10 protein-coding genes, 1 tRNA gene and 1 pseudogene are annotated in these 11,169 nt (G+C 68.1%); 5 read left to right on the top strand and 7 right to left on the bottom strand.

Annotated features, from left to right (window positions below; all coding sequences use genetic code 11):
• Positions 1-168: pseudogene (locus AC5RWT_RS29500) on the top strand (DsbA family oxidoreductase); the annotation flags it as partial.
• 57 nt (positions 169-225) lie between these two features.
• Here AC5RWT_RS29500 and AC5RWT_RS29495 read toward each other — a convergent pair.
• On the bottom strand, positions 226-861 hold the full coding sequence (locus tag AC5RWT_RS29495) for a dihydrofolate reductase family protein (RefSeq protein ID WP_494083302.1): 636 nt from the start codon (positions 859-861) through the stop codon (positions 226-228).
• Positions 862-1,296: 435 nt separating this feature from the next.
• Between AC5RWT_RS29495 and AC5RWT_RS29490 the strand changes: the two genes are divergently transcribed.
• Positions 1,297-2,481, top strand: coding sequence for an MFS transporter (locus AC5RWT_RS29490; RefSeq protein WP_494083301.1), 1,185 nt, complete (start codon positions 1,297-1,299; stop codon positions 2,479-2,481).
• Between the two features lie 6 nt (positions 2,482-2,487).
• Here the strand turns inward: AC5RWT_RS29490 and AC5RWT_RS29485 are convergent, their stop codons facing one another.
• The 5 genes from AC5RWT_RS29485 to AC5RWT_RS29465 all read right to left on the bottom strand — a co-directional run bounded on the left by AC5RWT_RS29485 (position 2,488) and on the right by AC5RWT_RS29465 (position 7,312).
• Positions 2,488-3,156 carry a LytR C-terminal domain-containing protein gene (locus tag AC5RWT_RS29485; protein WP_494045361.1) on the bottom strand — a complete coding sequence of 223 codons (669 nt, stop codon included), beginning with the start codon at positions 3,154-3,156 and terminating at the stop codon, positions 2,488-2,490.
• Positions 3,149-3,448, bottom strand: coding sequence for a type II toxin-antitoxin system VapB family antitoxin (locus AC5RWT_RS29480; protein WP_127514137.1), 300 nt, complete (start codon positions 3,446-3,448; stop codon positions 3,149-3,151). Before AC5RWT_RS29480 ends, AC5RWT_RS29485 begins: the two co-directional genes overlap by 8 nt.
• Before the next feature lie 111 nt (positions 3,449-3,559).
• Positions 3,560-5,134, bottom strand: a complete 1,575-nt coding sequence (locus tag AC5RWT_RS29475; protein WP_494083300.1) for a multicopper oxidase domain-containing protein — start codon at positions 5,132-5,134, stop codon at positions 3,560-3,562.
• On the bottom strand, positions 5,131-6,621 hold the full coding sequence (locus tag AC5RWT_RS29470; protein ID WP_494083299.1) for a cupredoxin domain-containing protein: 1,491 nt from the start codon (positions 6,619-6,621) through the stop codon (positions 5,131-5,133). The genes AC5RWT_RS29475 and AC5RWT_RS29470 overlap by 4 nt, the downstream gene beginning before the upstream one ends.
• Entirely contained in the window at positions 6,614-7,312 is a 699-nt protein-coding gene (locus AC5RWT_RS29465; RefSeq protein ID WP_494083298.1) for a DUF4352 domain-containing protein, read from the bottom strand. Before AC5RWT_RS29465 ends, AC5RWT_RS29470 begins: the two co-directional genes overlap by 8 nt.
• Before the next feature lie 110 nt (positions 7,313-7,422).
• Here AC5RWT_RS29465 and AC5RWT_RS29460 point away from each other — a divergent pair, with 110 nt between their 5' ends.
• The 3 genes from AC5RWT_RS29460 (at position 7,423) to AC5RWT_RS29450 (ending at position 10,710) form a co-directional block, all read left to right on the top strand.
• Positions 7,423-8,334 (top strand): hypothetical protein, encoded by a 912-nt coding sequence (locus AC5RWT_RS29460; protein WP_494045365.1) that lies wholly within the window; start codon positions 7,423-7,425, stop codon positions 8,332-8,334.
• Between the two features lie 206 nt (positions 8,335-8,540).
• Entirely contained in the window at positions 8,541-9,572 is a 1,032-nt protein-coding gene (locus AC5RWT_RS29455; protein WP_494083297.1) for an isopenicillin N synthase family dioxygenase, read from the top strand.
• 232 nt (positions 9,573-9,804) lie between these two features.
• Positions 9,805-10,710 (top strand): oxygenase MpaB family protein, encoded by a 906-nt coding sequence (locus AC5RWT_RS29450; RefSeq protein WP_494083296.1) that lies wholly within the window; start codon positions 9,805-9,807, stop codon positions 10,708-10,710.
• Positions 10,711-11,039: 329 nt separating this feature from the next.
• Here AC5RWT_RS29450 and AC5RWT_RS29445 read toward each other — a convergent pair.
• Positions 11,040-11,124: transfer RNA gene (locus tag AC5RWT_RS29445), tRNA-Ser, on the bottom strand.
• Between the last annotated feature and the right edge of the window lie 45 nt (positions 11,125-11,169).

Here is an 11,169-nt window from a genome sequence, read left to right as displayed (position 1 = left end):
GTGCCGTTCTTCGTGCTGGACCGCAAGTACGGGATCTCCGGCGCGCAGCCGGCCGAGGCGTTCGCGCAGGCGATCCGGCAGGCGTGGAACGAGCGCAGCCCGCTGACCGTGCTGCCGCAGTCGGCGAGCGCCGACGGGGCGGTGTGCGGCCCGGACGGCTGCAACTGACCTAACTGACCGGCACCGGCAGGATCCTTTCGAGCGTCCTGCCGGTTTGCTGTTAATTCACTTCGGTCCGCGGACCAGTGGACCGTCGAGCAGGGTGGGGCGGTACTCGAGCAGCTGGAGCCGGCCGTCGAAGGTCTTGCTGTCCACCATCTCGAGCGCGACGTCGGGATAGCCGTCGTAGATCCGCTCGGATCCCGTTTTGCCCGTGATCACCGGGAAAACGACCAGCCGGTACCGGTCCACCAGGCCCGCGGTCAGCAGCGACCGGCTCAGGCTAAGGCTGCCGAGCGTGCTCAGGGTCCCGGTCCGGGTCCGCTTCAGCTCCCGCACCGCCTCGACGGCGTCGCCGCTGACCAGTTCTGTGTTCGGCCAGGCCAGCGGCTCCTGCACGGTGGAGGAAAACACCACCTTCGGCACGGCGGCAAGCCCGGCCAGGCTTTCCTCCTCCTCGCTGGAGAAGCCGGAGTCCGTTGCCGCAGCCTCCTCCGACATCCCGGACATCAGCCGGTAGGTGTTCGCCCCCATCAGGATGGTGTAATCCTTCTTCCCCTCTTCATCTAGCCAGGCCAGGTATTCCGGCCCCTCCAAGCCCCACCAGCCGGGCCAGCCTTCGGCCGAGGCATACCCGTCCAGGGAAATGATCAAGTCCACCATCAGGTCTGCTGACGGTGCCTCTGCCGCTGCCTCACCCATCGCGTTCTCCTCGATCTGATAGCCCGGCCGCCGCCTCCCGTGGCGGCGCTTGGCCGACATGCTACTCCCGGGCCGATAGGTTGTTGAAGGGTGCGGTGGGTGTTATGCCCCCGCGACCGCAGGCCCGGTGCCCGGTGCCCGGTGGCTAAGGTCATAGCGCTTCCTGCCGGGTGGATCGACGGCCGGCAGTAGAGTGGAAAGGCTTGGCGCTCCTCAGGGATGAGGACTCCTGCCACGGACCCTTTGAATCGGCTGACGGCTGTGCTGCTGTCCCGCGGTGGTCCGCTTCCCCTTGACTGTGGCGTCCGCTGTCCTACCGAGCGACGGCAGCGGCGCACCCTGACTGCGCGACTGCGGATCGGTTCCGCATGACTGCACTGCACCTATTGGCAACGGCCGGCGCACCGGCCCGACTTGGAGAGGACTGATAGCGGGATGGATCAGGAACCGGCGAAACTCTGGACGAAGAACTTCATCCTGGCGATCGTGGTCAACCTCTTCATCTCCATGGTCTTCTACATGCTGATGACCACCATGGCGCTCTACGCCGCGGACCGGTTCCAGGCCTCGGACACCGCTGCCGGTTTCGCTGCCAGCGCGTTCGTGATCGGTTCCGTCATCGCCAGGATTTTCGCCGGACGGCTGCTGGACATCGTCGGCCGCCGGAAGCTGATCCTGATCACCATGGCCATGTTTGTGGCCGCCTCGCTGCTCTACATTCCCACCGGATCGCTGGCCTGGCTGGTGGTGCTCCGCATCGTGCACGGCATGGCCTTCGGCGCCGGCACCACCGCCGTGGCGGCCTCAGCACAGTCCCTGATTCCGCACACCCGGCGCGGCGAGGGAACCGGATACTTTGGCTTGTCCACCACGCTCTCGACGGCGGTGGGCCCGTTTGTGGGCGTGCTGCTGGCCGGGCTGGGCAACTACAACGCCATGTTCTACTTCTGCGCCGCGGCCTCGGTGGCGGCGCTGGTGGTGGCCCTGTTCCTGCGGGTGCCGGAGCTGCCGGCCGCGAAACGTCCCGGCAGGTTCCGGATGACCTTGAACGACATCTTCGAGACGGCCGCGCTGCCGATCTCCTGCGTCATCCTGCTGGCCGGAGCCTCCTACTCAGGCATCCTGACCTTCCTGACTTCCTACGCGGAGACGCGGGGCTCCACCTCCGCGGCCAGCGTGTTCTTTCTGGTCTACGCGGGGGCCGTGCTGGTCTCCCGGCTGTTTGCCGGCCGGATCCAGGACCGGCGCGGCGACAACAGCGTCATGTACCCCACCCTGATCTCGTTTGTGCTGGGCCTGCTGCTGCTCATTCCGGAGCCCACCCTGTTGACCATCATCGGCTCGGCGATCTTCAGCGGCATCGGCTTCGGCACCGTCATGTCCGGCGCGCAGGCGATCGCGGTCAAGGTCTCACCGTCGCTGCGGATCGGCACCGCCACGTCCACGTTCTTCCTGATGCTGGACGTTGGGTCCGGGCTCGGGCCGATTGTCCTGGGCGCGCTCATTCCGGTGCTCGACTACCCGGGCATGTACCTGATGCTGGCCCTGGTCATGGTGCTGGCCACGCTGCTGTACTTCTTTGCACATGGCCGGAACGGCGGCCGGGCCGTCCGCGTCTAAAGGCGCTTACTCAGTCGGTTCGGGGGTCGGCGAGAGCCGCGGGCAGCTGAGCATGCCGGGCGTCTGGTCCACCCGGTTGGCGGGGACCAGTTCTTTGTAGCCGGCGCCCACCACCACGTCCACGCTGGTGTCGGTGCGGTCGTCGGCCACGTACTCGGTGTCCGGAATGTTCCGCTGCAGGTTGAACGCGTTGGCCTCGCCGGCCTTGCCGGAAACAACCACGGCGCTCATGCCGTAGAAACTCAACGTCTTGTTGCCGACGGAGCCGATGTCGTAGCCGCGGTCGGCCAGTTGGGAGGCCACCGTGCTGCCCAGGCCCTCCAACTGCGTGCCGTTGTAGACGTTGAGCCGGAAGGAACCGTTGTCCGGATAGTCGTAGGTCCCGGTCGGGCAAGTCACCGGCACGGGCGGCGGCGGCGGACCCCAGCCGGGGATCTTCAGGTCTCCGCGAGCCACGGCCATGGCCGCCAGCACCGCCGCAATGAGCAGCCCCACCAGCAGGACCAGCACCACACCGTGCAGGATGCGGCGGTGGTAAATGTGCGGCTTCTCCACATTGCCGTCGTCTTCGAAGGCAACATCCAAATCGTCTTCGGTGATGACGCGTTGGCCCTTCCAGTCCAAGGGCTGTTTGGGCTTGCGTTTGGGTGGCGGCGGGATGCTGGTATCAGTCATCGACCACCAAAACCCGGGCGTGCAGGACGGCCCTCTGGTGGAGCGCCGTGCGGACCGCGCGGTGCAGCCCGTCTTCCAGATAGAGGTTGCCCTTCCACTGCACCACATGCGGGAAGAGGTCGCCGAAGAACGTGGAGTCCTCGGCCAGCAGGGCGTCCAGGTCCAGCGTGGACTTGGTGGTGATCAGCTCGTCGAGGCGCACTTGGCGCGGCGGCACACCGGCCCAATCCTTGGGGCTGACATGGCCATGCTCGGGATAGGGACGATGGTCGCCGACGGCTTTGAAGATCACGGACCCAGCCTAAGGAACTCCGGCGTTGAATGAAACGCAAACCGCTGGGAGCCGCCGACCGTAGCCAAATGGTTACGGTGCGGGTGCCGCCGGCGGCACCTGAGCCAGGTGTCAGGCCGCGGTGATCGGCACCTCTCGGACGCCCAGGACCTCGCCGGTAATCCAGTCCTCCCATTCGACCCGCAGCCGGTACTCCCCCGGCTCCGGCGGATGCAGCATTACGTCGAACCGCTCCGCGGCGCCGAAAGCCAAGACGTCGGTCATCAGCGGATAGCCGGCCTCCCGGCACGTTATCGACGGCGCACCCGGCACCGAGGTGTCACGGAACGGCCGGCCGTCGTGGGCGATCAGCTCCGCCATCCGCACGGGTTCGCCGTCCACGGTGGTAAAGCGCATGTGGTTGGGCAGGTAGTTGGCGTTCAGGATGCGCAGCAGCGTGGGCTTCTTCGTGCCTCCGGCGACGTTGGCCCGCAGCGCCGACAGGCTCCACACCCGGTTGTCGCCGGAGCGCCGGCGCACCAGCTCGCCGCCCATCAGGTAGAAGTGCTTGGGCTCGAACCGGTTCAGCCCCACGTCTTCGCCGGAGAGCCCGGCCGCGTGGTGCATTTCATGCCAGCGAGGATCCAGCGAGTACGGGATCAAGATGGACTCGGTGTCGATGTCGTACTCCGGCCCGTCGACGAACGCCCGCCGCGCGCCGGGCGTCACCGGATAGTCGGGGTGCACCACCGGATCCACGATCACCGGGCCGAACATGCCCATCTGCGCGTGCAGCACGGTGTTGACGTGGCAGTGGTAGAAGTAGGTGCCGGCCGCGCCGTAGTTGGGGTCTCCCGGACGGCCGGGCTCCGGCGCCCACTGGTACGTGTAGGTGCCGCCGATCTCGAATGAGGTGTGCCCGACGCCGTCGTTGCGCGGGTCGGGTTCCAGCCCGTGCCAGTGGATGGTGTGCGGGCCCATCGACGGGTGCACCGTGGCGTGGAAGATCTTCCCTTCCAGCGGCCGGATCAGCGGCCCAGGGAAGCCGCGGCCGGACTGCGGCGAGTCGAAGCTCCACATTTCGAACTCGGCGCCGTCGTCGAACCGCAGATCCCGGTTGAAGACCTCCAGATAGACGGACGAGTGCGGCGTCTGCCGGAACTCCGTGACCGGGCGGTCCAGGTCCAACTGGTCTGAGCTGAAGTCCACCTGGCTGCGGAACCTGTGCCGCGGGCGGTCGTCGTCGTTGGTGGGTCGGGGACTCGGCGTCGGCTGCTGGGTTGGCTTGGCCGTGGGTTCCTGCGTTGGTTCCCCGGTAGGGGACGACGTCGGTGCTTCCGTTGGCTCGTTCGTCGGCTCATGCGTGGGCCCGGCCGTTGGTCCGGCGGTGGGCGTGGCCGTTGGGTGCGGCGTCGGGTGCGACGTCGGTCGTGGCGTCGGTCGTGGCGTCGGGGCAGTGGTCGGCTTGCCGCGGCGCTTCCGCTCGTCGTCGTCCTTCTTCTTGCGGGCCTCCGCCTCCTTCTTCTTGCGCGCTTCGGCCTCAGCACGCTTGCGGGCCTCCGCCTCCTTCTTCTTGCGCGCTTCCGCCTCAGCACGCTTGCGGGCCTCCGCCTCCTTCTTCTGACGGGCTTCCGCCTCCCGCTTGTCCTGCTTGGTGGACTTCCGATCGTCCGGGTCCCGCCGCAGCGGCACGGTCACGTTGCTCATGCTCCCTCCCCGGGGATCGGTGCCTTCAGGTTCCAGTGCGCCACCAGGCCGCCCGGATACATGCCGCCCGCGGCGGTTTGCGACGGCTCGGCATGGCAGTGCATCGGGTACTCCCAGTCCGTGGTCCGGGCGTACCAGACCGGGTCCAGCGCATCCGGCGGCCGCTTGACCGGGATGATGCAGTCCTTGCGGTCCATCGGCTTCAGTTCCACCACGTCCTCCCACTGCTGCAGCACCACGTGGCCCTCCTTGTCCACGTACCCTTCGTTCCGCGGCCAGTGGTAGTTGTTCCGCCGCACGGTCCAGAGGTGGTTCCCGTGGAAGTGGATCTGGTGGTAGACAATGCCGGGGTTGATCAGCCGGACCAGCTGGCCGCCGCGCAGGGTGCCGGCGGTGGTGCCTTCGCCGAACTGGCGCACATCGAGCTGCCGCGGATACCCGGAGACCAGGGTTTCCTCTTCGCTGGCCAGGTTCAGCGCCTCGTTGCGGGTCATCGCCAGCGATTCGTAGCCGCTGCGCCCGTTGAGCGTGAAGTACCGCGGCACCGCCTTGGTCTGCAGCGGGTCAACGGTGCCGCCGGCGGCCTCGATCGCCGCCCAGTTCGACTCCACGGCGTGGCAAATCCATACCCACTGCCGTTCGAAGCTGGCCCTGCCGGGGGTGATGTCCCACCGGTGCACCGGGTCCATCACGACCAGCGCGCCGAACAGCCCGAGTGTCCGCTCCACCGGCGCGTTGGTCGGATCCGTGAAGATGTACGTGCCGGCCGGCGGGCAGGGCAGCTCCAGCAGGGCGCTCGCCCCCGGCGCAATCGGGCCGGTGCCGACGTCCGCGTGGCCTGGTCCGACGTCGTGCAGCAGGAACTCGTGGTGCTTGGCCAGCCGGTTGTGCACCCGGAAGCGCAGCGCCGAGCCGACCTCGGCAATGATGGTGCGCGCCGGGAAGTAGCTGGCCCAGTGGTTGCGCCGGATGAAGTACTGCCCGGGGTTCGCCGGATCGGGACCGTACGGCAGCGGTGTGCCGCGGGGCGGCAGCGCGGCCCCCAGCGGATATGTCCGCGATTCCACCACCCGCCCGTCCGCGGTGAACACCTTGGGCACCACGGCCAGGCTGGGCGACGCGTCGCGCAGCCCGGTGGGCCGGTCGCCGAAACCGCGGTGGTAGACCAGCGAGTCATCCACCATCTTCAGGTAGCCCTCGTTGATGTACAGGTCCAGCACGCCCGGAATGGGAACGACGGCGGTGGGCCGGGTCCCGGTGGAAGCGGCGGACCGGGCGGGGCTCCTTAGTCCAGCCGCCGTCGCCTGGGCCGGTGCCGCACCGCCCAGTCCGCCCAGGGCCAGCGCGCCGAGTCCGGCTGCGGCCCCGTATTTGAGGAAGTTCCAGCGCCCCACACCGGCTGTTTCCGTGGCGCCGTGGTCCGTTTCGACACCTGCTGCCCCCGCCCCGCCCGCGGAGCCGTCCGGCTCCGGAACTTGTTCAGTCATGATGGCCGCCTTCGTCCAGCCAGCCGGGTCTCAGCGCCACCCGGGGCATTTGGAGTTCCAGCGGCGCGGCGTGCAGCCACGGATCGGTGAACTCCGCGGAGAAGTTCTGCGCATCCGCCGGCACCAGGAAGCTGATCCAGAAGCGCTCGGTACTCCGGGGCGCCAACGTTGCGGCGTCCCCCGAGTCCCGATTGGTCACCGTCGGCCCGCCGTGGCCCACCTTCAGCCGCAGCTGTCCGGGGGCGAACAGCAGGTGGCCGTCCGAATTGTTCTGCACCTCCAGCTCCACCAGCAAGTGGTCGCCCCAGGTCATGTTCGCCGGCTGCGGCGCCGCCGCCACGATCGCTCCGTGTCCCGCGTGCCCGGACCCACCGGGCGCCGCGTCGGCCGCTGCCGGCCCCGACGCAGCGGAGGATTCCGCGCCCGGGGCGGGAACACCGCCGTCGTACGCCAACCGATGCTGGCGCTCCGCGGACACCAACCGCACGCTCCCGAAGGACGTTTCCACGCCGCCCGGCCCCGTGCCGCCCGCCCGCTGGTGGCTGGCCGTCAACAGTCCGGCGCCACCCACCACGCCGGCCACGCCGGCTCCAACCAGAACTCCAAAGACACGTCGCGAGAGACCGGACGGCAGGCTCGCGCCACCTTCCGCCCCCGTCACGACCGCGCTCTCCCCATGCAGCGTTGTCATTGCGGTACCGCTTCCACTCCCCAATGGATCTAACGAACACATCCTCGCCGCCCGGACTTGGGAAAAACTGGAGGGTGCCAGAGGTCCCGGCGGGCGGCCATACTGGGATCATGACCCTCACCGCCGGTGCCCCCGCCCGCCCCGAGCAGCCACCCATCGGGCTGCTGCTGGACGTCGACGGCCCGGTCTCCTCGCCGGTGACCCGCACGGTGCCGCCGGAGATCATCCACTCGCTGCTGGTGATGGCCAAGCGGGGCTGGCCGATCGTGTTCAACACCGGGCGCTCCGACCACTTCATCCGCGAGCAGGTGATGGAGCCGATGCTGGCCGCCGGGATGCCGGCAGGGGTGCGCTGCTACGCGGTCTGCGAGAAGGGCGCCGTCTGGTTCAGCTTCACCGCGGACGGCCCCAGCACCATCCATGTGGACCACTCGCTTGCCCCGCCGCAGGAGTTCGCCGCCGAGGTGCGCAAGCTGGTCAGCTCGGGCTACTCCAGCTACATGTTCTTCGACGAAACCAAGAAGGCCATGGTGTCCGTCGAGCAGGTGGTGGGCACCGAGAACCGGGAGTACCGCCGGGTGCAGGAAAAGTTCGACGCCGAGGTGCTGGCTTTGATGGCCCGGTTCAACATGGGTGCCACCCGGCTGGATCAGCACCTACCGGATAGCGACGATCGGATTGACTACCGGGTGGATCCGAACATCATCGCCACGGATATTGAATCGGTGCAGCTGGGCAAGGACCTGGGCGCGCAGCGGGCGCTGGAGATGCTGGCCGCCGACGGCGTGGTGCCGCACGCCTGGCGGACCATGGGCGATTCGCGCACGGACTACGCCATGTCCGACCTGCTGCACCACAACGGCCATGCCGTGCTGCACGTGGATGTGCGGCCGGCCGAGGGCGTGCCGCAGAAGCCGTATCCGGTGCTGACCGCGGCCCACCTGGGCTTCCCGACGGCCGTCCATGAGGTGGCCGGCGCGGCGTTCCTGCGGACGTGGGCGGCGATCGCGCAGACGCTGTAGGCCGGGGCTGCGGGCTGGGGCTGCCTGGACAAGGGCGCGGCTGCCTGATCTGTCCCGGGCCGGCGCACAGGAGCACCGCAGCGTGCCGTGCCGTGCCGGGGCGTATTGCACGCCTGATTTCCCCGCACGTCAAGCATTCCTTTGCCGGCGCAGCAAATCGTAACGTCCGTAACAATTGACAGCGGAGCCGGTGCTAGCCTGCCAGCATGAACGCTTTTCAGGGAACCATTCCTGTCCTCGACATGAGCACCGCCCGGCTGGCGGACGGCAGCTTCAATCCGGACTTCATCGACCAGCTGCGCGACGCAGCGCACCGCGTCGGTTTCTTCCAGATCGTCGGCTACGGCGCGGCCGACGGCCAGGTGGCCGAGCTCTTCGATGCGATCAAGCGCTTCTTCGAGCTGCCGCTGGACGAACGGCTCAAGCTGGACAACCGGAATTCCCCGCACTTCCGCGGCTACACCCGGATGGGTACCGAGCGGACCCAGGGCCGGGCCGATGCCCGCGAGCAGCTGGACTACTCGCCGGAGAGCGAGCCGGTGGCCGACTACCCGGACGACCAGAAGTACTGGCTGCTGCGCGGCCCGAACCAGTGGCCGGACGCAGTGCAGCCGGACCTGCGGGAGAAGGCAATGGCCTGGGCCGAGCTGATGTCCTCGGTGGGCCACGACTTGCTGGCCGCCATCGGCGTCGGGCTGGGCCTGCCGGAGGACTACTTCGACGAGCCGTTCGCCGACACCCCGCACTGGATGGGCAAGCTGGTGCACTACGTGGGCGGCGTCGTGGAGGAGGCCGGCGACCAGGGCGTGGGCGTCCACGCCGACTACGGTTTCGTCACCCTGCTGCTGCAGGACATGATCGGCGGGCTGGAGGTCCGGCCGCCGGAGTCCGAGGCATGGCTGCCGGTGGAGCCGATCGAGGGCGCCCTGGTGGTGAACCTGGGCGAAATGCTGGAGGTCGCCACCGACGGCTACATCACCGCCACCATCCACCGCGTGCAGGCTCCGCCGCCCGGCGTGGACCGCTACTCGGTGCCGTTCTTCTGGTCGCCGCGCCTGGACGCCGTGATCGATCCGGTCCCGCTGCCGGACGAGCTCAAGGCCGAGTCCCGCGGACGCACCGACGACCCGACCAACCCGATGCTCTCCAGCTTCGGCGCCAACATGCTCAAGGGCCGGCTGCGCGCCCACCCGGACGTGACCGAGAAGTACTACCCGGAACTGCTCGCCAAGAAGTAGCAGCGCCCGACCGCCGGCGGTCGACCGCCGGTGGTCGACCAAGTGAGCGCCAGCGAACGCGTGGAGACCGGTCGCTATTCGACCTCGCGGTGGTCGACCAAGTGAGGGCCAGCGAACGCGTGGAGACCGGTCGGTAGTCGACCTCCGGTGGTCGACCAAGTGAGCGCCAGCGAACGCGTGGAGACCGGTTTCCCCCGTACACAACCTCCGTCCGCTCGCCCATAATGGCTGTGTGGGCAACATCCTGATCCTCTGGCGCGATGAGCTGCGCGGCACGTTTTCCGGACAAAGCGACACCGTCCCGCAATGGGAACTCGAGCTGGAAAACGGCGACGACGCCGGCTACTTCGCGCCCGATTCCGCGGTATGGACGGTCCACCGCTCAATGACCACATTGGTGGCGGGCATCCGTTCCCTGCTCGTCCAGACGCTGCACCCCGGGGCGCTGGCCGGGGTTGACGACTTCTCCGCCTATCGCGCCGCTCCGCTGGCCCGGCTGGCCAACACCATCCGGTGGATCTTCACCGTGACCTACGGCGACACTGCCGCGGCCAAGTCTGCCTGCGATTTGGTGTTGCACCTGCACGAACGCGTCCGCGGCAACTACACCGACTCGGCCGGCGAGCAGCAGTCGTATTATGCCAACGATCCGCATCTGCTGCGCTGGGTGCATCTGACCTTTACCGATGCTTTTGTCACTTCTTATCTCACCTACGGCAGGCGGCTGTCCGGCGGCCCCGACCAATATGTGGCCGAATGGGCAAAAGCCGGCGAGCTGATGCAGGTCACCGATCCGCCCCGCACCTTCGCCGAACTACGCCGCCAACTGGACAGCTACCGGCCGGAACTCACAGCCTCGGCCGCCATGCAAGAAACTGTAGAGTTCGTCCGCCACCCGCCGCTGCCCCGCTCCCAACGGCTGGGCTACAGCGTCCTGTTCGCCGCCGCCGTCGAGACCCTACCTGAGGATCAGCGCCGCCTGCTGGGCCTGCGGCCGCGCACTCCGCTGCCGCTGCGGATCCTGATCAAGCCCGCCACCTGGCTGGTGCTCGGCGTCGTCCGGCTGGGCCTGAGCAAGACCGGCCCCAGCGAATCTGCTGCCCGCCGTCGGCTCGCACGGCTCCGCCAACAGGTCTGACGACGACGAGGCGTCCGCGCCCGTGCCGGTGCTCCTGCTCCTGCTGTCCACGTTTTGGCGGCCGCTTATACAAACCCGCAGGTCAGGGCCTTTTGGTTCCGCAAAACCTGGACAGTTATCGCTGAACGTGGACAGTTAAGACGGAACCTGGGCGGCGAAACCTGGGCGACCGTAGCCGGAGCTCGGCGGACCTCGGCGGACCTCGGCGGACGCGGGGCGACACCGACCACCTGTCCGGCGCCGAGCACCGTCGTCGCCGTCGTCGTCGTCGTCGTTAAAGGAAAACAGCGGCCCCGGTCTGCAATGCAGATCGGGGCCGCTGTTCGTAGCGGAGGATGGGGGATTTGAACCCCCGAGGGCGTGAACCCAACACGCGTTCCAGGCGTGCGCCATAGGCCGCTAGGCGAATCCTCCAGATGTTTGCTCACAAGAGCAGATACCAGAGTACCCGAAACCGGT

It is taken from the genome of Arthrobacter sp. Dra40, from assembly GCF_059091905.1.
Note: the sequence above shows the minus strand (reverse complement) of the source record. Positions and strands in the feature narration are given on the sequence as shown.